Genomic DNA, 20,162 nt, shown 5'->3' on the forward strand with positions numbered 1-20,162 from the left:
GTTACCTCCTATTGTTTGACCATAAATTCATTAATAAATGATGTTCGCGTTTCAGCTCGTTTAAAGGCTGGAGCTTTTGCTACATCAATTAAGAACGGGATGTTTGTTTTGATACCTTCTACTTTGTATTGAGATAAAGCTTGTTCAAGCTTTTCGATCGCTTCATCTCTTGTTTCACCATATACGATTAATTTTGCTAGCATTGGATCGTAATAAGGTGTGACTTGGTATTGTCCATGAACACCGACATCATTTCGAATTCCTTCTCCTTCAGGTGGTTCAAAAGCCGTTAATTGTCCTGGAGATGGGAAAAATGTTTTCGGATCTTCTGCATAAATACGTGCTTCAATCGCATGTCCTTTTAACTTAACATCTGATTGCTGGATATCTAGCGATTCACCATAAGCAATCTTCAACTGTTGTTCTACTAAATCAATACCTGTTACAAGTTCCGTGATGGGATGTTCAACTTGTAATCTCGTATTCATCTCGAGAAAATAAAAGTTTTCATTTTCATCAACTAAAAATTCAATGGTTCCTGCATTTACATAATTAATCGCTTCTGCTGCCCTAACAGCTGCTTGCCCCATTTTGTCACGCGTCCTATTGCTGATTAATGGCGAAGGTGCTTCTTCAATCACTTTTTGGTGACGACGTTGAATGGAACACTCACGATCATTTAAATGAATCGTGTAGCCTTGCTGGTCAGCTAATACTTGAATTTCAACATGGTGAGCATCTTCAATGACTTTTTCGATAAACATGGTGCCATTACCGAAAAATTGTTCAGCTCGGCGCGCATTACTTTCAAAGGCTTTGGCCAGTTCTTGTTCATCATAAACAATCTGCATACCAATGCCTCCTCCACCATGAGCAGCCTTAACCATCACAGGATAGCCGATTTCAGCCGCGAACGACCGGGCATCATCGACAGATTCAATTGGGTCATTTGTTCCTGGAATGATAGGAACATCTGCGTTTTCCATTGTTTGTCTAGCTGTTAATTTACTTCCCATGCGATTGATCGACTCAGACGATGGCCCAATAAATGTAATGCCGGCATCTTCAATTTGTTTGGCAAAATCAGTATTTTCACTTAATAAGCCATATCCAGGATGAATGGCTTCAACTTTTGTTTGCTTAGCTATATCGATGATTTTTTCGATATTCAAATAACTCTCATTTACTTTCGGCCCACCAAGCAAATAAGCTTCATCTGCTTCCGTAACAAAAGGGGCATCAGCGTCTGCTTCTGAGTAAACAGCGACTGTTTTCACATTTAATTGCTGACAAGTCTTAATAATACGTAAAGCAATTTCTCCGCGATTGGCGATTAAGATTTTGTTAAACATGATATCGCTCCCTTTATTCAAATTGTATTCCTAATTGTTCTTGAGCTACTTCTTTAAGTCGAATTTTTTGGATTTTACCGCTTGGTGTGGTTGGGAATTCGTCAGTAAATAAAACATAATCGGGTTTGTCATGATCTTCTCTTAGTTCACAATAAGCTCTTATTGATTGTTCTGTAATCAAATTATCATTTGGAATCACCCAAGCAATAACCAGTTCACCCTGCTTAGCATCAGGTATGAAAACAACCTTCGCATCCTCAACTTGTTCATGCGATGCGATAAATTGTTCTAATTGATATGATTCAGGAATTTGTTCATGTTGCATCTTATCACCTTCACTTTAATCTTTTGCTATTAAATCTTCAGCCTGTTGACGAAGTTTGAACTTCTGAACCTTGCCACTCGCTGTCATTGGATACTCATCGGTGAATTGAATATATCTCGGTACTTTATGATAAGCAATATGACCTCGACAATAGTCTTTTAATCCATCTTCTGTTAACGTTGAATCTTCTTTAAGGATGGTCCAAGCCATCAATTCTTCTCCATATTTGGCATCTGGAACTCCCACAACTTGAACATCTAAGACATCATCGTGCTGGATTAAAAATTCTTCAATTTCACGTGGATAAATATTTTCTCCCCCGCGAATGACCATGTCTTTCATACGACCGGTAATTTTCACATAGCCTTCATCATCTATTTCTGCTATATCACCCGTGTGTAACCAACCATCACTGTCGATTGCGTTACGTGTCTCTTCCTCATTATTGTAATAACCTTGCATCACATGATAACCTCTAGTGCATAATTCTCCAGGTTCATTGGTTTTTACTTCTTGGTTTGTACCAGGCTCTACTATCTTAACTTCGACATTAGGATGTTGTTTTCCTACCGTACTGACTTTTCTTTCGATCGGGTCATCAGTCGTTGTCTGAGTGATAGCAGGTGATGACTCTGTCTGTCCATACGTAATCGTAATTTCAGATGCTCCCATATTCTCCATCACATCTTTCATCACATCAATCGGACAATTTGAACCTGCCATAATTCCAGTTCTTAAATGAGGAAATTCATAGTCATTGAAGTTAGGATGATTAAGCTCAGCAATAAACATGGTAGGCACACCATGAAGGGCTGTGCATTGTTCTTCAGACACAGCAGCTAACACTTTCTCAGGATCAAACTGTTCAACTACCACCATTGTCGCTGCTTTCGAAACGGCAGCTAGTGTACCTAAGACACAACCAAAACAATGGAAAAATGGAACAGGGATACACAGACGATCTTGTTCCGTAAAGCTCATGCATTCCGCAATTTGTTTTCCGTTATTGACAATATTGTAATGAGAAAGCATAACCCCTTTAGGGAACCCTGTTGTACCTGAGGTGTATTGCATATTAATCACATCATGTTCATTAAGTGACGATAACCTTTGAGTCAGTTCCTCATCTGATATATGATCGCTTGCCTGAACCACATCATGCCATGTATAGCAGCCTACATAGGATTTGTCGCTAAGTACGATGATATTTTTTAAATGTGGAAATTTATCAGATTGTATGTTTCCTTTTTCTTGATTAGCTAAATCTGGAATCAATTCTTTAACAATATCAATATAAGACGTACCTTTAAAAGATTCCGCAAGTATAAGTGTAGAAGACTCAGATTGTTTTAATAGATATTCTAATTCTTGCGCTTGATAGCTTGTGTTAACGGTAACTAGTACTGCACCCATTTTTCCTGTTGCGAATTGTGAAGTTAGCCATTCGGGTTTATTATCAGCCCAAATCGCAACGTGATCGCCTTTATCAATTCCAAAAGCCATAAACCCTTTTGCAACGCGATTAACTTCTTCGTTAAATTGCTTATACGTCCACCGAATTCCTTTTTCAGGATAGACAGCTGCTTCGTAGTCTGGGAAGTTGTTTGCCTGCTGTTCAATTAATTCACCAATCGTTAGATTTGTAAGTGGCATGAGGCATCCCCCTATATAATTTAAATATTTAGCAACCTAATTGACGTGCAATAACGAGACGTTGAATCTCAGAAGTTCCTTCACCAATTTCGAGTAATTTAGCATCACGTAAGTAACGTTCAACTTCATATTCACGCATATAACCATATCCACCATGAATTTGAATAGCCTGATTAGCAGCTCTAAAAGCGGTTTCAGTTGCAGTTAATTTAGCCATAGCAGCTTCTTTAGAGAACGGCTTGCCTTGGTCTTTTAACCAAGCAGCTTTTAACACAATGTTACGTGCAAGTTCGATTTCTGTTGCCATATCAGCTAACTTAAATTGAATCGCCTGAAAAGAAGAAATAGGCTGGCCAAATTGTTGGCGTTCTTGCGCATAGGCTAGCGCACGGTCTAATGATGCTTGAGCAATGCCAAGGCCTAAAGCTCCAATCGAGATTCGCCCACCATCTAAAGTCTGTAAAAACTGTTTGAAGCCTTTTTCAGGGTCACCTAGTAGATTTTCACGTGGTACACGCACATCTTCTAAGACAATTTCGGCCGTATTGGAACCACGAACACCCATTTTGTCGTAATTGTCCGTAATCGTAAGACCATCAGTATCAGTAGGCACGACGATCGCAGAAATAATGTTTTTACCTCGTTCATCTTTTCCTGTGACAGCGGTTACAATTATCTGTTTAGCATACGATGCATTGGTGATATAGCATTTCTCACCATTAATAATAAAATCATCACCATCAACCTTGGCTGTTGTTTTGGTACCCCCTGCATCTGAACCTGCGTTTGGCTCAGTTAAACCAAAAGATCCTAATGCCTCGCCTTTAGCTAATGGAACTAAAAATTTCTGTTTCTGTTCTTCGGTTCCGAATTGATATATTGGTGATGAACCAAGCGAAACAGAAGCGGCATAGCTTAATCCTGTACTACCACAAACACGCCCGATTTCTTCAACTGAAAGTGCGTAAGTGATCGTATCGCCACCAGATCCTCCGTACTCATCAGGATACGGAATCCCGAGGAGGCCTAATTCACCCATTTCTTTAAATAAATCTTCTGGAAATTCTGCGTTGACATCGATATCAATTGCTCGAGGTTGGATTTTGGCTTCTGCAAAATCACGAACCATTTTGCGGGTCATTTCTTGCTCTTCGGTTAATGTGAAGTCCATTTAAATTTCCCCTTTTATCAGACCGACTAGTTGGTCTGTTATTAGTATAAATAAAAAGCTTATTTATTTAAGCCTTTATAAACTACTCATTTGCAGATATTCTTTTAACACTTGATCCGTTAATACCCCTCGAAATAAAATGTCAATGTAAATTTCTGCGATGTCATCTATGTTCAATTCTCCATCGCGTTGATACCACATATAAGTCCAGTTAACCATACCGAGAATGGACATGCTTGTAATCGTGGTTGGTAAATTGTCACGAAACTCTCCTCTTCTCTGACCTTCTTCGATGACTTCTATAACGATCCGTTTGAATTGATCACGCTTTTGTTTAATTAGCTCTTCATATTCAGGTTTTAGGTATTTGTTTTCTTGATAGAAAACAACAATATGTTCCTGGTATAAATCAAAAACACGTACAAACGAATATAAAATGCCATGTAGTTGTTGGACTGGTCGTTCATGTTGCAGTTTCGCTCGGTGCGCTTCGTTCAAGACATACGAGATAAATAAGTCGTGAATGACATAAAGCAATTCATCTTTTGATTGAAAATAGTGATAAAAACCACCTTTAGATGTTTGGCAGTCTTCCACTATGTCTTTAACTGATACACCGTGAAATCCGTTCTCTGAAAACAAGTTCAAAGACGATTGAATAATTCTTTCTTTTAACTGTGTCATAATCTTCCTACCTTTTGTCAATATTTTAACACAATTTTGACAAGTATCAATGGGTAAATTTAAAGAGGTAGTCTTATTAATGACTACCTCTTGTTTAATTACTCTTCACCTTCATGATTGAACCATTTCGTATATTCAGGTTGGACATAGGTGTTAATAACTTCACCTTTTTGGTCAGTATCAATCATAAAGGAACCATTGTTTTGTCTCGTTTGTTCTTTAACTTCGATTGGTAATACGGTGTGAACTTCATTGTTTTCTGTATGGATGACAACTGAATGATCATCTTTAACAACATGGAAGCCGACGATATGATGTGGTTTCTGTTTAAGTTCTTTAAGCATAACTAAACCACGTTGTGCTCGAGATCCTTGTTCGAATTGGTCAATGGACATACGCTTACATGCACCACGCTGCGTGACGACAAAAAGTTGCGGATTGGTTAATTCATCGAACACTTCCCCATTAACGATCCATTCTTGTTCTTTTAGATTCATAGCTTTGACGCCTGCTGCCTTAACACCAACAGCTTTCACATCTGCTTCATGATACCATAATCCATATCCAGTCTGTGAGGTCACGAAAATTTCTTGATGACCATTAGTTAAATGAACATTAACGACTTCATCATCACCCTTCAGTTTCATACCAACAATTGGTCGATTATAGCGCTGTACTTTAAAATCAGACAATAGAGATTTTTTAATCATGCCTTCACGCGAGATCGAAAGAATATAATGATGTTCATCAAATTCTCTAACAGGAATGGCCTTAATAACACGCTCTGATGAATCAATAGGTATTAAATTGGCAATATGTTGCCCCATATCTTTCCACTTAATATCAGGCAATTCATGAACAGGCATATATAAATAATGACCTTTATTTGTAAACAGCAGTAATGTATCAGTTGTATTCACTTCAAAGAGATGGGTTAAATAATCTTCATCTTTTTTCTGGAGGTCATCGATATTAGAAGCTCCAAATGAACGTAAACTTGTCCGCTTAATATAGCCTTCACGTGTTAAGGAAACAACAATATCTTCTGAAGGTACCATAACTTCTAAGTTTATTTGTAAATCTTCTACTTCATCTTGGATTTGTGTCTGTCGTTTTTCTTTATATGATTTTTTAACGCGTTTTAAATCAGTCTTAATCACGTCTAGAAGTTTATTTTCATCGGATAAGATCGTTTGTAAGTAAGCGATTCGTTCATTTAATTCTTTAGCTTCTTCCTCTAACTGTGTCACATCTGTGTTGGTTAAACGATAAAGTTGTAACATAACAATTGCTTCTGCCTGTTTCTCAGAGAATTGATATTGATTTTGTAATTGAATTTTTGCATCTTTTTTATCATTGGCTTGCCTAATTGTTGCAATGACGTCGTCTAATATCGAAACGGCATAAATTAAACCTTCAACAATATGAGCGCGATCTTGTGCTTTTCTTAAATCGTGTTCTGACTGACGTTTTATAACTTCTCGTTGATGGCTTATATAAGCATCAAGGATACCGTGAAGGGTCATAACTGTCGGTGTTTTATCGGAAATGGCTACCATATTAAAGTTAAACGATACTTGCAGATCAGTATTCTTGTATAGATAGTTTAAGACACTTTGACTGTCGATGTCCTTTTTCATTTCAATGACAATTCTAAGTCCAGTACGATCACTTTCATCCCGAACTTCAGAAATGCCTTCAACTTTACGTTCTAAACGAAGCTCGTCCATTTTTTTGACAAGTGTCGCTTTATTGACATCGAAAGGCAACTCATTAATGGCAATCTGTTCACGACCACCTTTAAGTGTTTCGATTTCGGCTTGACCACGTACGACTATTTTACCTTTACCTGTTTCATAAGCCTTTCGGATACCATCCTTGCCTTGAATGATCCCGCCAGTTGGAAAATCAGGACCAGGTAACTTCTTCATCAATTGATCAATTGATGCATCAGGGTGTTCAATCTTGTAAATTACTGCATCAATAACTTCAGCTAGGTTATGTGGTGGTATGTCTGTTGCATAACCAGAAGAAATCCCTGTTGAACCGTTAACGAGAAGATTGGGATATTTCGCAGGTAAAACAATGGGTTCATAATCAGTGTCATCAAAATTAGGGATAAAATCGACTGTTTCTTTGTCGATATCCTGCATTAATTCTGAAGCAATTCCTGAAAGTCTTGCTTCAGTGTAACGCATAGCTGCAGGGGGATCTCCGTCAACACTTCCGTTATTTCCGTGCATCTCAACTAATTCTTTTTTAACTTTCCAGGATTGACTCATTCTAACAAGTGCTTCGTAAACAGACGAGTCCCCATGAGGGTGGTAGTTACCAATCACGGTTCCGACTGTTTTGGCCGATTTACGAAACGGCTTATCATGTGTATTTTTCTCTTGGTGCATAGCATATAAGATACGGCGTTGCACGGGTTTTAAGCCGTCTCTTACATCCGGAAGAGCACGGTCTTGAATAATGTATTTACTATAACGACCAAAACGGTCACCTATTACTTCTTCTAATGGTAAATCTAAATACTTTGCTTCTTCAGCCAAATTTTTCACTCCTAGTTAAGCAATCGATCGTTGTCTAAAATTGTATCGTCTTCTTCCATTCCAAATGCAACATTAGATTCAATCCACTTACGTCGAGGCTCTACTTTATCGCCCATAAGCGTAGTCACTCGTCGTTCCGCACGTGCCACATCATCAATCGTCACTCGAATTAATGTACGGGTTTCTGGATTCATCGTTGTTTCCCATAATTGTTCAGCATCCATTTCACCTAAACCTTTATAACGCTGAACGGTGTAACCATTCTTATATTCTTTTAATAGTTTCTCCATCTCATCATCGTCCCAAGCATAGGATTCCTTATATTGCTTTCCTTTACCTTTTGAGACTTTGAACAGTGGTGGTAAAGCAATGTAAACTTTACCTTGTTCGATGAGTGGTTTCATATAACGGTAAAAGAATGTCAGTAATAACACTTGAATGTGCGCTCCATCGGTATCAGCATCTGTCATGATAATGACTTTATCGTATTGTGCATCATCAATATTGAAATCCGGGCCTACACCTGCATTAATGGTATGAACGATCGTTGATATTTCTTCGTTTTTGAAAATGTCATCAATCTTGGCTTTTTCGGTATTAACGACTTTTCCTCGAAGGGGTAATACCGCTTGGAAACGACGGTCACGACCTTGTTTGGCAGAACCTCCTGCTGAATCACCCTCAACTAAAAACAATTCATTTTTAGCTGCATTTTTTGACTGAGCAGGGGTTAATTTACCGCTTAAAATAGAATCACGACGTTTACGTTTTTTGCCGTTACGAGCCTCTTCACGTGCTTTACGAGCAGCTTCACGAGCATCACGTGCTTTGATTGCTTTTTTAATCAGCATTTTAGAGGTGTTTGGATTTTCTTCTAAGAAGTAAGCTAATTTCTCTGCAATCACGCTATCAACAGCGCTTCTCGCTTCTGGCGTCCCTAGTTTGCTTTTCGTTTGGCCTTCAAACTGCAGTAATTGTTCAGGGATTCTTACAGAAATAATCGCTGTTAAGCCTTCTCGAATATCATTACCATCTAAATTTTTATCTTTTTCTCTTAATAGCTGCATTTTTCGAGCATACTCATTAAATGCGCGTGTTAAGGCTGTTTTTGCTCCTGATTCGTGCGTTCCGCCATCTTTTGTTCGAACATTATTAACAAACGATAAGATGCTTTCTGAATATCCGTCATTAAACTGCATCGCAAAGTCTACTTCAATTTCCTTCACTTCACCTTCAAGTGAAACAACTTCATGTAAAGCATCTTTTTCTTCGTTTAAATAATGCACAAATGATTGTAAGCCATCTGGATACACATAAGATTCTTCAGCGCCTTCACGTTCATCTTTTAAGACGAGTTTGATCCCTTTTAATAAGAAAGCAGCCTCTCGTAATCGTTCAGAGAGTGTTTCAAACTGATAATGCGTTGTCGAAAACATTGATTCATCTGGTTTGAAGTGAATGGTAGTGCCTGACTTTCGAGTATTGCCCACTTCTGTTAAAGGTTGTTTCACCTTTCCGCCATTAGCAAATACAATGTCATGGCGTTTACCATCACGGCAAATCGTTACCTTCATCCATTCAGATAAAGCATTCACGACAGACGCACCAACACCATGTAGACCGCCACTTGTTTTATAGCCGCCTTGACCAAATTTTCCTCCAGCGTGAAGTATGGTAAAAATTATTTCTGGAGTTGGTTTACCCATTTTATGCATGCCGGTTGGCATACCACGTCCAAAGTCAGTCACAGAGATTGATTCGTCTTTATGTATGGTGACGGTGATCGTATCACCATAACCCGCAAGCGCTTCATCAACCGCATTATCTACTATTTCAAAAACGAGATGGTGAAGCCCACGGTGGTCTGTACTACCAATGTACATACCTGGACGTTTTCGGACGGCGTCTAAACCTTCTAGAACTTGAATTGAGTCATCGTTGTATTGTTCAAATGAATGCGTCACTTATAATTGTCCCCTTTCTAATTCGCTAAACAAGTGCTGTCTTTATTTATTCGGGAAAACATGAGAAATCCCTGCTATTTAGCAGAGATTCCTCAATCCATATTAACTGCCAATTGTGACAGCATGAACGACTTTTATGCAAGCATCCATAATCACAGTAAAATCATTTTCTTGAAGAAGTTCATGAGCTTCTTCATTCACGATACCTAGTTGTGCCCAAAACACACGACAATCAGTAGTCAATGCGTCATGTGCTACATCAACAAGGTGTTCAGGTCTACGAAAAACGTTAATAATATCAATTGATTCTTCTACTTCACTAAGTGATGAATAACTTTTTTCGCCAAGAACTTCAGTGGCATTAGGATTGATTGGGATAATCTTATAACCACGATCTTGCATGATTTTTGCAATTTGATGTGAAGTGCGATCAGGCTTGTCCGATAATCCTACGACCGCAATCGTATTGGCATTGATTAATATTTCGCGCATTTTTTCTTGTGTTGGGTTTTCCATAATATCGCTCCTAAAAAAATGTGATAATACTAGGATAGCGTGTTTAGCAATATTTCTCAACTTTCGTTTTACTCATTCTTAAAATTTAACATCTTCTTTCTTCTCCATACATTTGATAAAATAAAGTGTATTATAAGAAGCCAATAAAGGAGGGATTAAATGTTTTATCTTTTATTTAGTGTGATTGCTTATCTATTTGGTTCTTTTCCATCTGCACTTATAATCGGTAAATTATTTTATCAAATTGATATAAGAGAACACGGTAGCGGCAATCTTGGTGCAACAAACGCCTTTAGAGTTTTAGGAGTCAAAGTAGGTTTAATTGTTACAATCCTTGATATATTGAAAGGTACGGTACCAGTTGTCATGGTGGTTATACTAGCCCCTGAATTGCAACCACTTATTGTTGGTGGTTTCGCAGTGATTGGCCACATATTTCCGATTTTCGCTAAGTTCAAAGGTGGTAAGGCAGTAGCTACTTCGGGCGGTGTTGTACTCGGGGTGAGCCCTGTGTTATTCGCTATTCTTATTGGGTCATTTTTTGTTTTCTTAAAATTATTCAAGTATGTATCATTAGCGTCTATTCTTGTAGGGCTTACGGCTGTAGTGACATCAATTATCATGCAAGATATTCCTTTAATCATTGTGACTTGTTTTCTAGCGTTCTTTGTTATTTATCGTCACACAGATAATTTAAAACGTATTAAAAATAAAACTGAGCCTAAAATAACGTGGTTTTAAATAAGGTGATTAAGTGAAAAAACAAATTGGATTAGTCATAACAGGTTTCATCATAGTTGTAATGGGCATAACCTTTATCTTACAGGAACAATCGAATCAGTCGACTTATACGGCGGATAAACTAACGAGTATGACACACGATCTTTCTAATAAAGAATCACGAAAGTCAATCACATTAAATGCTGTTGGGGATATTTTAATTCATGATCGTGTCTATAGTGGCGCTAAGGAAGGACAAACCTATGATTTTAAACCGATGTTATCCATGATTAAGCCACAACTTGAATCAGCTGACCTTCTATTTGCTAACCAAGAAACAATGTTAGCTGGTGAGGAACTGGGTTTATCAGGATATCCTCAATTTAATGCGCCTAAATCCGTCGCAGATGCTTTAAAATACGTATCTACTGATATTGTATCGTTGGCAAACAACCATACATTAGATTATGGACAAGAGGCTATAGAAAAAACAACTAATCATCTAAATGATTTATCAATCGATTATATTGGATCTTACCATAGTGAATCTGATCAACAAGAAGCTCGAATTTTAGAAAAGAACGGTATATCAGTCGGTTTTACTGCTTATACTTATGGAACTAATGGCATTCCTCGCCCAGAAGATAAAGACTATTTAGTTCAATATATAAATGATGGAAACATCAAGGAAGATATTAATGAAATTGAGGATCAAGCAGATTTCACCGTCGTTAGCCTTCATTTTGGTAACCAATATGAACCGTTACCAACTGAGGATCAAAAAGAGTTGGTTCGAGAGTTAACTGAAGCGGGAGCAGATATCATTCTCGGGCATCATCCTCATGTTCTTCAACCATTCGAACAGGTAAAAACTGAAAATCATCAATCAGTTGTTATCTATTCTTTGGGTAATTTTTTGTCAGGTCAACGTGAATTTGACCGACGAATAGGTGGAATCCTGCAGCTTCAACTAGATAAAGGATTATTCAATCAAACAAGTGAGACATCTGTTTCAAATATACGATTTATGCCTACATATGTAGAATTTGATGATCAAGGTGACATCATGCATGATGTAGAAGTTGTTCCGCTCATTGACAGTTCTATAACTGATCTTGATACAAATTATAACGATGTTGAAAACCACATGAAACATTACTCAGAGCAAATACAAGTCGTGCCACACCTTGAGCAAGTTCAATAAATTGAATCCAACAATTTCAATCATGTATAATATATATTGTGCTTATGCTCTTCTCAAGAACTGAAAGGAGTCCTCGATATGAACGAAGCAGTTAAAAAACAGTTACCTACGAAATCTGAGCGACATAAATTATTTGGATCTGTTGAGCCAGGTCCTAAAACAAAACCAATGGAAAAGAATAAAATGAAAGATTTACAGAATACAAAAAAAGATTTTCTGTTTGAATTAGATGCTGTTGGTGTGAGTAATGTTAAACATCCAGTTACGCTAAAAAGTCAATTAGAACCCAAGACACAAACAACCGTCGCACAATTTCACTTTGCCTCTTCTATTTCCCAAGATTCTAAGGGTACGAATATGAGTCGGTTTACAGAGCAACTTCATTCTTATTATCAAAATGGCTTCACTTTGGATTTTGCGACACTTAAATCATTTGTATTTGATCTTCAACAACGTCTTGAACAAAAAGATGCGGAGTTAACGGTATCTTTCCCTTGGTTTTTTGAACGTAAAGCCCCTTATTCTGAGCAAGCAGGTTTAAATCATGCAGATGCTTGGATGCGTGTCCGTTATCACGAAGAATTTGGATATGACCTTAAAGTCGGTTTAACAGGTACGATTACAACGCTTTGCCCTTGTTCAAAAGAGATCAGCGAATATAGTGCCCATAACCAACGAGGTAATATTGAAATGGAAGTTACTTTACAGCCTGAGTTTGATGATACACTTTACGATTGGAAACACATGCTATTAGAAGCAGCTGAATCTAACGCAAGCGCTCGAATTCATCCAGTTCTTAAACGACCAGATGAAAAAATGGTCACCGAACAAGCTTATGAAAATCCGCGTTTTGTAGAAGATATGGTTCGACTTGTTGCGAGCGACTTGTATGAATATGAAACAGTCGAGCAATTTTCGGTTAAGTGTGTGAACGAGGAATCAATCCACTTACATGATGCGATTGCATCCATTAGTTATGATAAACGCGAAGAGTAGTGTGATAGGATGAAACATCTTTTTATATGGCTTATAAAAGGTTATCAACAATTTATTTCACCCTTGTTAGGGCCTACATGTCGGTTTCATCCGACATGTTCGTCCTATAGCCTAACAGCGTTTGAACGGTTTGGTTTCTTTAAGGGGTTTTATTTATCGATAAAACGCATTTTAAAGTGTCACCCATTTAATGCTGGTGGTTTTGATCCGGTACCAGAAAAACAGGATCAAAAAAGCCGTGGTTAATTAACTACGGCTTTTTAAATAGAACGAAAGCGTCTTAATTGTTCAAGTTTTCCTTCCGCTCGTAATATATCCTCTTCAAATTGACCGATTAAGTCAAAATGCGGGTATACTTCATCAGCATGGATCCATTCAGGTTTTAATCCATAGCGACGTCCCCATGCTTTTAAATGTTCAATATTTTGACAACCTACTTTAGTTACTGTTTTATGACCAGGAAAACGATCATCTGCCCAGTAATGCGTTAAAAATGCGATTTCTCCAGCTTCAACCTGACGCTTCCAACGTCTTAACTCTTCTCGTTTAATCCCGAACGCCATTAGTTTCACCTATTGCTTCCAAATAAGCATTGTGCCAATTTGGATAATGTTTACGGATGGAGATCGGTTTAAAGTTTTGTTTTTTAACACAAACGTGCGAAGACGAACCTGTTACAGCTAAATCACCATTTCCAGTGTATACTTCATAACCATAGATGATTCGAAATCCATCATACGAACTGATATATGTTTTAACAGAAGCGGTTTCCCCATATGTTAAAGGGTCCTTGTATTGTGCATTAATATCGACTACTGGAGACACAATACCATCACGTTCCATATCGGCATAATTAAATCCTAGTTGCTCAATTAAATGAGTTCGACCAATTTCAAACCAAACTAAATAATTAGCGTGATAAACAACGCCCATTTGATCCGTTTCCTGGTAACGTACTTTTATATCGGTTACATTTATGACCATTTTGTCTTCTCTCCCTCTTACATCAACTTAAATATTATTTTAAAATAAAAAGGCTAGCTGTGGCTAGCCTTTCGATTATTATTTTTGCCGTTTTTGATGAGCATGTTCATCCCGTAATTCATCGCGCATACCGTCGACAGCTTCTCTTCTTCTTGCATTCTTTTTCTTAATTTCTTCCTCTTGAAATTCAGACGCTGTTTCCATTGAATCTTCAGCTTCTTGCATATTTTCTAAAGTATTATTCAGGTTTTCCTGAATCTTTTTCAAATTATCTCGACGTTCATCAGGATTTGGTTTCTTTTGATGTTGACTCATCGTTACGCCTCCTTAAAATTGTTACAGTCGTTAGTATAAGCAAATTACTTTTAGCTATACACGAGACTGTTTAGAAGGCGTTATTCCTAATCTGGAATCTAACTTATCATAAATTTTGTCTAGTTCTTGTGGGTTGTTCAAAATTTTTTCTTTTTCAGATTGAATGAGCCGTTGAAACGTTAAATGGTCTTTCTTTCGCATAATGGCTGATTCTCCTTTTTGCTCTTTAGGATAGCCATTATGCTAGAAGAATATACTTAATCTAGTTCTTTTATTTTTTGTTCCATATCGTCATACGAAAGTGGTCCAACATGCCGAGGTATTTGGACTTCACCCTCAGTATTGATGAAATACGTTGTTGGTAAGCTTAAGACTTGATAACGTACATTCACTTCTCCAGTCTTGTCCATTAAAATTGGAAATGATAAATCAAGCTCATTCACAAATGATGACACCTTATCTGTGTTGGTTTCCTGTGATGTTGCATTAACCCCTAAAATCACAACATCTTCGCCATATTCATCAGATATTTCTTGCATATGAGGCATCTCAGCTCTACAAGGTGGACACCATGTAGCCCAAAAGTTTATAAATACTTTCTGACCACGATAGTCAGCTAATTCAACTTCTTCCCCGTCTAATGTCTCAAGTTTAAAATTTGGCGCCTGCTCTCCTACTTCAATTTCATCTGTCTCTATATCAACACCTTCTGGTTGTACAAAAATCCCTTCACCTGATGTCTCATTATTTTCATCAGAATTAGAAAACCAAGTATTATAGACCACAACCCCAACTAATATACCAATCAGAGTTAATCCAATGATGCGTTTTGTTAATTTCACTTACGCAACGCTCCCCTCTTATGACGTACATCTATAATCCACTCAGTGATATAAGTTACAACAGCAATAGCAAGAACTGTCATGACCTCAAAGATCAATATATCCAAAGAGTTGTCCAACACTCTAAATAGCACCCAATTGATCCCAACCCAACGAATTGTCCCTAATATTTGGGACCAATCTAATGGATTTGAATTGAAGCAATATATAGCCACAATTACCATATAAACAATGATTTCTAAAAGCGCTAGAATGGAATAACCATAAATCAGTGAAATGATTTGTTCTATGCCCAACAATATAATTATAGCTAGTAACCACCATGCGATTTGCCATTGATAAGATAAACGAAAATAACGTTTTTGCCTAATACTATATAATAACAAAGCTATAATACCGAATAATAACCCGAGATTACCTCCATCAAAGTATATGATGGTAATTGGATTCTCAATTAAATCTGCAGGTTTTTTCAAAAAATAGCTTAATTTCCAAATAACGATGAAAACAAACCAATATTCGAAGATGACATCGGCTGGCTTTTTGTCAATTGGTTGTGTACTTTTTCGCTTAAACATGAAATAACCTAATATGCCAGATAAAATTATACCACCAATGTAAAATAATAAAGGTAAATATAAATTGAGTGGTCCAATTTGGATGATGTCATTCATAGTCTTTCACTCCTATCACCTATTCTATCAAACAGGAACAAATTATCATCTAGACACGATTTACGATTCCATGACAATTATGAATCATATGAATAAACTTGGATTTATTTAACAAACTAATGATTGTCTGAGGAGGTTATATTTATGAATCGTAAACAACGTGATGCAAAACAAGAACAGTTGAAAGCTTTCAAAAATTCTAATGAAAGCCAGTCATTATCAACTGACCAAGGGACGAAATTACCCAATACATCGGAATCTCTTACTGCTGGTGAACGTGGGCCTACTTTAATGGAAGACTTTCATTTTCGCGAAAAAATGACTCACTTTGATCATGAACGAATACCTGAACGTGTCGTACACGCAAGGGGGTTTGGAGTACATGGCGTATTTAAACCCTACGAATCATTATCCTCTTTAACAAGTGCTTCGTTTTTACAAGATCCGAATGTAGAAACACCTGTATTTGTGAGGTTTTCAACAGTTGTAGGTTCGCGTGGTTCAGCTGATACTGTACGTGATGTACGGGGGTTTGCGACTAAGTTTTTCACTGAAGATGGTAACTTTGATTTAGTGGGAAACAATATGCCGGTCTTTTTTATCCAAGACGCTATTAAATTTCCGGATGTTGTCCATGCCATCAAACCAGAACCTGATAATGAAATCCCACAAGCTTCAGCAGCTCACGATACATTTTGGGATTGGGTTGTTCATAACCAAGAATCAGCACATATGATTATGTGGTTGCTGTCAGATCGCGGAATCCCTCGAAGTTTTCGTATGATGGAAGGTTTTGGCGTCCATTCATTTAGACTTGTTAATCAACAAGGCCAAGCACATTTCGTGAAATTTCATTGGAAGCCGTTGCTTGGTGTGCACTCTTTGACTTGGGATGAAGCACAGAAAATTGCTGGTAAGAATCCGGATTTTCACCGCCAAGACCTCTGGGATGCCATCAATAACGGTGAATACCCAGAATTTGAACTAGGCATTCAGGTTATTGAAGAAGGGCAAGAACATCAATTCGATTTTGATATTTTAGATCCAACCAAAATTTGGCCAGAAGAGCAAGTACCAGTTCAAAAGGTTGGAAAAATGACACTGAACCGAAACCAAGATAATTTCTTTGCTGAAACTGAGCAGGCCGCATTTCACATCGGAAATATTGTGCCAGGAATTGATTTTACTAATGATCCGTTATTACAAGGTCGCTTGTTTTCATATTTAGACACACAGTTATTACGTTTAGGTGGCCCTAATTTTCATGAAATTCCAATCAATCGGCCGATAACACCTGTTCACAATAATCAACGAGACGGTTTTCATCGCATGACAATTAATCAAGGGAAAGTCGCTTATAGCCCGAATGGCATAGCTCATAATAATCCGCAACCTGTGTCTAAAGAGCAACAAGGTTTCGAACATTATGAAGAAAAAGTTGAAGGAAAAAAAGTTCGGAAACGTAGTGCTAGTTTTAATGATCATTTTTCCCAAGCAACACTTTTTTACAATAGTCTATCTGAGCATGAAAAACGTCACTTGTTCAAAGCATTTCATTTTGAAGTCGGAAATGTTAAGGACCCTGCGATTAAGCAGCATGTCGTTGAAATGTTTAACCATGTGAGTCATGAGCTAGCCAAGAAAATCGCTGATGGTGTTGGTGTCAAAGCTCCACAGCCACTCAATGAAGAAATGACTCAACAAAAATCAAACGCCTTAAGTCAAGCTCAAACGGTATTCACGCCGAAAACGCGTAAAATAGCGATTTTACTAGCAGAAGGTTTTAAATCAGAGGATGTTAAATCATTTATGTCGATGATGGAACAACAAGGTGTCCATGTCGAAATAGTAAACCGTAATTTGGGTCAGGTTAAAAGCATGAATCAAGAACCCATTCAAGTTAATCAAAATTACTCAACGACCTATCCAGTTTTATATGATGGCTTATTTATTCCTGGTGGTGCCCAACACATACAAGAACTACTTAAACATCATGAGGGCAAAAGTTTTGTTAAAGAAATGTTCACCCATGCTAAAACAATTGGAGTGAGTCAAGAAGCAGTTGATTTATTGACTCAGGTATTACCTTCATCAATTCAAAATATTTCACCAAAATCATCGAGTGAAGTCTTTAATGATCACGGCATACTCTCAACATGGTCTGACGATCTCACTCGCTTCAACGAACTGTTTATCCAAGCTTTATCCCAACATCGCCATTGGGAACGCGAATACATGGATGAGAAACAAGCATAAAATTCTAATGCAAAACAAAAACAATGGAAACAAAGTTGTAGAACAACAAAATATCAGAGTTAAAAGTATGAAACTAAACCTTATAATGCAAAGTAAAACCCGGACGATTTTTATGAAAAATAAATCGTTCGGGTCTTCTAATTAAATGACGCTCCATCAAAACACTTCGCTTGGTTCTACGTGACATAAGCTCAACATCAGCTCTGCTAAGGCAATCGGTGTGTTTCCTTTACCGGGGCACGGCTCGAGCCAGGCAGCTACATCGAATAAGCTTCTTTGCTACTTGCACCGAGGAAGCCTACTTCGAAGCATTGACTAGCAGACGCAGGTGCATCCCTCAGCCCCAAAATGGGGCTTCCGGGCTCTCGAGGACACGTGCTGTTCCCGCAGGCGTCTACGTGTTTTGATTCCGCTTTATTACTGTTCACCCATTCTTACTTCAAACATTCGTCTTTGTTAATTTAAGTGTAATAATTCACAAATATCACTTAGTATTTAAAGGCGTTGGAATTACAACTGCATTACACGCCTTTTCATAATATTCAATTGGTCCTGCTTCTCCAATCACAGCATATTCATAACCTATTCCATCCATTTCATTTAAACATAAATGTAGCAGTGTATAGCCTATACCTTGCCCTCTTTTTGAAAAACTAGTTCCCATCGGTCCAAATAATCTTTTTTTATTTCGCACAACATCAAAGCAAGCAAATCCAACAATTTCCTCATCATCTAAAGCAATAAAAATAGGCACATTTTTATTTAGAAGTCCGCTTTCAATAGAATCTAGCCAACCATTTCCAAATTCTTTTTCGACAAAGTTTTTTAACGCTTTCGCATCATATTTCTCTACTTTTCTAAAAGTTATATTGGATATCAGTATATCTGGGAACGAATAATCCTTTAAAGAAACAGCCATATCTCTCGGGTGAGACACTATTTCAAGAATACTTGACGTATTTATTCCATCAAATATTAAACTTGTTGAATAGTCATTGATTCTAAAAATTGTATCGACTAAGTGTCCTTCATTTAAAAAATCTGATTGAATCGTTCCTTTCTATTATTTGCAATTTCTAGTACCTGTTCAGTGGACAAGGAAATATTTATTTTAAAAGGTTTATAATTAATCCCATTTTCAGCCTTATCAAAATATATTTTATTAACTCGTTCATTTAAAGTATTCCAAAGTTTTGGGTAACTAATATTTAGCTCAGCGCACACAGAAGTTCTTTCGAGCAAGATACCTAATAGTAAATGAACTGGATAAACAATCTTATTAGCTCTTTCAGCTTCCTTTTCTGCATTCTTAAGAACTCTTAAAGTACGCTCAGTAAATTTCAAGAACATCGCTCCCTTTTTCCAATCGTTTAATAACTGTATAAAACGGATGAGAATTCTTATTATAACAAGGAAAATTTTTATAGGTTCTATTCAACTAATTCGCTAGATCATTTTAAGGTATTTACACAATCTTTCTAAATATTTTAACATAAAAGATCAATTCATCTTCAAACCGTAATTGTATCTTAAATACTTTAGAGAACTCTTAGAAGCACTTCTTTTTCATCGCTTTTCGTCTTATATATACATATAGATGGAACAATAAAACTTTTCAATGGTATGTTTAGATTAACTTCTTTTGTTTTAATAGTATAAAACAAGAATGACAAACAAGGATCTTGCATGCTTTTTTGTTTCATCAAACTTCTAAGTTGGCGTCAGGTGAGGAGCGTAGGTGGTGACGCCTGCGGGAACAGCACGCGACTCGAGACCCCGCAGGCCATGCTTTTCGGCCGAGGGATGCACCTGCGTCTGCAAGTCAACGCTTCGAAGTAGGCTTCCTCGGTGCAAGTAGCAAAGAAGCTTATTCGATGTAGTTGCCTGGCTCGAGCCGTGCCCGCGGCAAGCATCCACCGTAAGCGGATCACATGATGCCAACGGCCACCATCAA

Annotated in this window: 21 protein-coding genes; 5 read left to right on the plus strand and 16 right to left on the minus strand. The window is 37.5% G+C overall.

Annotated features, from left to right (window positions below):
* Nucleotides 1–8 precede the first annotated feature (8 nt).
* From J2S77_RS04270 to J2S77_RS04305, 8 genes are all read right to left on the minus strand, one after another.
* On the minus strand, nt 9–1,352 hold the full coding sequence (locus tag J2S77_RS04270; protein ID WP_306974982.1) for an acetyl-CoA carboxylase biotin carboxylase subunit: 1,344 nt from the start codon (nt 1,350–1,352) through the stop codon (nt 9–11).
* 13 nt (nt 1,353–1,365) lie between these two features.
* Nucleotides 1,366–1,677, minus strand: a complete 312-nt coding sequence (locus J2S77_RS04275) for an AMP-binding enzyme (protein ID WP_306974984.1) — start codon at nt 1,675–1,677, stop codon at nt 1,366–1,368.
* 15 nt (nt 1,678–1,692) lie between these two features.
* Nucleotides 1,693–3,330, minus strand: a complete 1,638-nt coding sequence (locus J2S77_RS04280) for an AMP-binding protein (RefSeq protein WP_306974986.1) — start codon at nt 3,328–3,330, stop codon at nt 1,693–1,695.
* A 28-nt stretch (nt 3,331–3,358) separates the two neighbouring features.
* Complete coding sequence (locus tag J2S77_RS04285) at nt 3,359–4,501, minus strand: acyl-CoA dehydrogenase (protein ID WP_306974987.1); 1,143 nt, start codon at nt 4,499–4,501, stop codon at nt 3,359–3,361.
* Nucleotides 4,502–4,576: 75 nt separating this feature from the next.
* On the minus strand, nt 4,577–5,185 hold the full coding sequence (locus tag J2S77_RS04290) for a TetR/AcrR family transcriptional regulator (RefSeq protein WP_306974989.1): 609 nt from the start codon (nt 5,183–5,185) through the stop codon (nt 4,577–4,579).
* Nucleotides 5,186–5,283: 98 nt separating this feature from the next.
* Nucleotides 5,284–7,737 (minus strand): DNA topoisomerase IV subunit A, encoded by a 2,454-nt coding sequence (gene parC / locus J2S77_RS04295; protein ID WP_306974991.1) that lies wholly within the window; start codon nt 7,735–7,737, stop codon nt 5,284–5,286.
* A gap of 11 nt (nt 7,738–7,748) precedes the next feature.
* On the minus strand, nt 7,749–9,701 hold the full coding sequence (gene parE, locus J2S77_RS04300) for a DNA topoisomerase IV subunit B (RefSeq protein WP_306974993.1): 1,953 nt from the start codon (nt 9,699–9,701) through the stop codon (nt 7,749–7,751).
* A 102-nt stretch (nt 9,702–9,803) separates the two neighbouring features.
* Nucleotides 9,804–10,217 carry a CoA-binding protein gene (locus tag J2S77_RS04305; RefSeq protein WP_306974995.1) on the minus strand — a complete coding sequence of 138 codons (414 nt, stop codon included), beginning with the start codon at nt 10,215–10,217 and terminating at the stop codon, nt 9,804–9,806.
* 159 nt (nt 10,218–10,376) lie between these two features.
* Between J2S77_RS04305 and plsY the strand changes: the two genes are divergently transcribed.
* From plsY to yidD, 4 genes are all read left to right on the plus strand, one after another.
* A complete protein-coding gene (gene plsY, locus J2S77_RS04310; protein WP_306974997.1) occupies nt 10,377–10,958 on the plus strand; it encodes a glycerol-3-phosphate 1-O-acyltransferase PlsY in 582 nt (193 codons plus the stop codon).
* A gap of 13 nt (nt 10,959–10,971) precedes the next feature.
* The gene (locus J2S77_RS04315) at nt 10,972–12,141 is read left to right on the plus strand and encodes a CapA family protein (protein ID WP_306974999.1); all 1,170 of its coding nucleotides are present in this window, start codon (nt 10,972–10,974) and stop codon (nt 12,139–12,141) included.
* A gap of 78 nt (nt 12,142–12,219) precedes the next feature.
* Nucleotides 12,220–13,137, plus strand: coding sequence for a GTP cyclohydrolase FolE2 (folE2, locus tag J2S77_RS04320; protein WP_306975000.1), 918 nt, complete (start codon nt 12,220–12,222; stop codon nt 13,135–13,137).
* A gap of 9 nt (nt 13,138–13,146) precedes the next feature.
* Nucleotides 13,147–13,383: a membrane protein insertion efficiency factor YidD gene (gene yidD, locus J2S77_RS04325; RefSeq protein WP_306975001.1), complete on the plus strand. Its 237-nt coding sequence runs from the start codon at nt 13,147–13,149 to the stop codon at nt 13,381–13,383.
* A 14-nt stretch (nt 13,384–13,397) separates the two neighbouring features.
* Here the strand turns inward: yidD and J2S77_RS04330 are convergent, their stop codons facing one another.
* The 6 genes from J2S77_RS04330 to J2S77_RS04355 form a co-directional block, all read right to left on the minus strand.
* Nucleotides 13,398–13,700 (minus strand): hypothetical protein, encoded by a 303-nt coding sequence (locus tag J2S77_RS04330; RefSeq protein WP_306975002.1) that lies wholly within the window; start codon nt 13,698–13,700, stop codon nt 13,398–13,400.
* On the minus strand, nt 13,684–14,121 hold the full coding sequence (locus J2S77_RS04335; protein WP_306975004.1) for an acyl-CoA thioesterase: 438 nt from the start codon (nt 14,119–14,121) through the stop codon (nt 13,684–13,686). The genes J2S77_RS04330 and J2S77_RS04335 overlap by 17 nt, the downstream gene beginning before the upstream one ends.
* A gap of 78 nt (nt 14,122–14,199) precedes the next feature.
* Entirely contained in the window at nt 14,200–14,436 is a 237-nt protein-coding gene (gene tlp / locus J2S77_RS04340; protein WP_306975006.1) for a small acid-soluble spore protein Tlp, read from the minus strand.
* Between the two features lie 54 nt (nt 14,437–14,490).
* The gene (locus tag J2S77_RS04345; RefSeq protein WP_306975008.1) at nt 14,491–14,637 is read right to left on the minus strand and encodes an FbpB family small basic protein; all 147 of its coding nucleotides are present in this window, start codon (nt 14,635–14,637) and stop codon (nt 14,491–14,493) included.
* Nucleotides 14,638–14,693: 56 nt separating this feature from the next.
* Nucleotides 14,694–15,278 (minus strand): TlpA family protein disulfide reductase, encoded by a 585-nt coding sequence (locus J2S77_RS04350; RefSeq protein WP_306975010.1) that lies wholly within the window; start codon nt 15,276–15,278, stop codon nt 14,694–14,696.
* Nucleotides 15,275–15,952: a hypothetical protein gene (locus J2S77_RS04355; RefSeq protein ID WP_306975012.1), complete on the minus strand. Its 678-nt coding sequence runs from the start codon at nt 15,950–15,952 to the stop codon at nt 15,275–15,277. The genes J2S77_RS04350 and J2S77_RS04355 overlap by 4 nt, the downstream gene beginning before the upstream one ends.
* A gap of 144 nt (nt 15,953–16,096) precedes the next feature.
* On the opposite strand from J2S77_RS04355, the gene J2S77_RS04360 reads away from it, so the two are divergent.
* Entirely contained in the window at nt 16,097–18,208 is a 2,112-nt protein-coding gene (locus J2S77_RS04360; protein ID WP_306975014.1) for a catalase, read from the plus strand.
* Nucleotides 18,209–18,692: 484 nt separating this feature from the next.
* On the opposite strand, the gene J2S77_RS04365 is transcribed toward J2S77_RS04360, so the two are convergent.
* Complete coding sequence (locus J2S77_RS04365; protein ID WP_306975017.1) at nt 18,693–19,127, minus strand: GNAT family N-acetyltransferase; 435 nt, start codon at nt 19,125–19,127, stop codon at nt 18,693–18,695.
* A gap of 113 nt (nt 19,128–19,240) precedes the next feature.
* Complete coding sequence (locus tag J2S77_RS04370; RefSeq protein WP_306975019.1) at nt 19,241–19,552, minus strand: Clp protease N-terminal domain-containing protein; 312 nt, start codon at nt 19,550–19,552, stop codon at nt 19,241–19,243.
* Nucleotides 19,553–20,162: the final 610 nt, after the last annotated feature.

Source organism: Alkalibacillus salilacus (assembly GCF_030812915.1).
GTDB classification, from domain to species: Bacteria; Bacillota; Bacilli; order Bacillales; family Alkalibacillaceae; genus Alkalibacillus; species Alkalibacillus salilacus.

What these genes read in the sequence shown, in the direction of transcription:
- J2S77_RS04270 (WP_306974982.1), bottom strand. Translation starts at nt 1,352, where the DNA reads ATGTTTAACAAAATCTTAATCGCCAATCGCGGAGAAATTGCTTTACGT.
- J2S77_RS04275 (WP_306974984.1), bottom strand. Translation starts at nt 1,677, where the DNA reads ATGCAACATGAACAAATTCCTGAATCATATCAATTAGAACAATTTATC.
- J2S77_RS04280 (WP_306974986.1), bottom strand. Translation starts at nt 3,330, where the DNA reads ATGCCACTTACAAATCTAACGATTGGTGAATTAATTGAACAGCAGGCA.
- J2S77_RS04285 (WP_306974987.1), bottom strand. Translation starts at nt 4,501, where the DNA reads ATGGACTTCACATTAACCGAAGAGCAAGAAATGACCCGCAAAATGGTT.
- J2S77_RS04290 (WP_306974989.1), bottom strand. Translation starts at nt 5,185, where the DNA reads ATGACACAGTTAAAAGAAAGAATTATTCAATCGTCTTTGAACTTGTTT.
- J2S77_RS04305 (WP_306974995.1), bottom strand. Translation starts at nt 10,217, where the DNA reads ATGGAAAACCCAACACAAGAAAAAATGCGCGAAATATTAATCAATGCC.
- plsY (WP_306974997.1), top strand. Translation starts at nt 10,377, where the DNA reads ATGTTTTATCTTTTATTTAGTGTGATTGCTTATCTATTTGGTTCTTTT.
- folE2 (WP_306975000.1), top strand. Translation starts at nt 12,220, where the DNA reads ATGAACGAAGCAGTTAAAAAACAGTTACCTACGAAATCTGAGCGACAT.
- yidD (WP_306975001.1), top strand. Translation starts at nt 13,147, where the DNA reads ATGAAACATCTTTTTATATGGCTTATAAAAGGTTATCAACAATTTATT.
- J2S77_RS04330 (WP_306975002.1), bottom strand. Translation starts at nt 13,700, where the DNA reads ATGGCGTTCGGGATTAAACGAGAAGAGTTAAGACGTTGGAAGCGTCAG.
- J2S77_RS04335 (WP_306975004.1), bottom strand. Translation starts at nt 14,121, where the DNA reads ATGGTCATAAATGTAACCGATATAAAAGTACGTTACCAGGAAACGGAT.
- tlp (WP_306975006.1), bottom strand. Translation starts at nt 14,436, where the DNA reads ATGAGTCAACATCAAAAGAAACCAAATCCTGATGAACGTCGAGATAAT.
- J2S77_RS04345 (WP_306975008.1), bottom strand. Translation starts at nt 14,637, where the DNA reads ATGCGAAAGAAAGACCATTTAACGTTTCAACGGCTCATTCAATCTGAA.
- J2S77_RS04355 (WP_306975012.1), bottom strand. Translation starts at nt 15,952, where the DNA reads ATGAATGACATCATCCAAATTGGACCACTCAATTTATATTTACCTTTA.
- J2S77_RS04360 (WP_306975014.1), top strand. Translation starts at nt 16,097, where the DNA reads ATGAATCGTAAACAACGTGATGCAAAACAAGAACAGTTGAAAGCTTTC.
- J2S77_RS04365 (WP_306975017.1), bottom strand. Translation starts at nt 19,127, where the DNA reads ATGGCTGTTTCTTTAAAGGATTATTCGTTCCCAGATATACTGATATCC.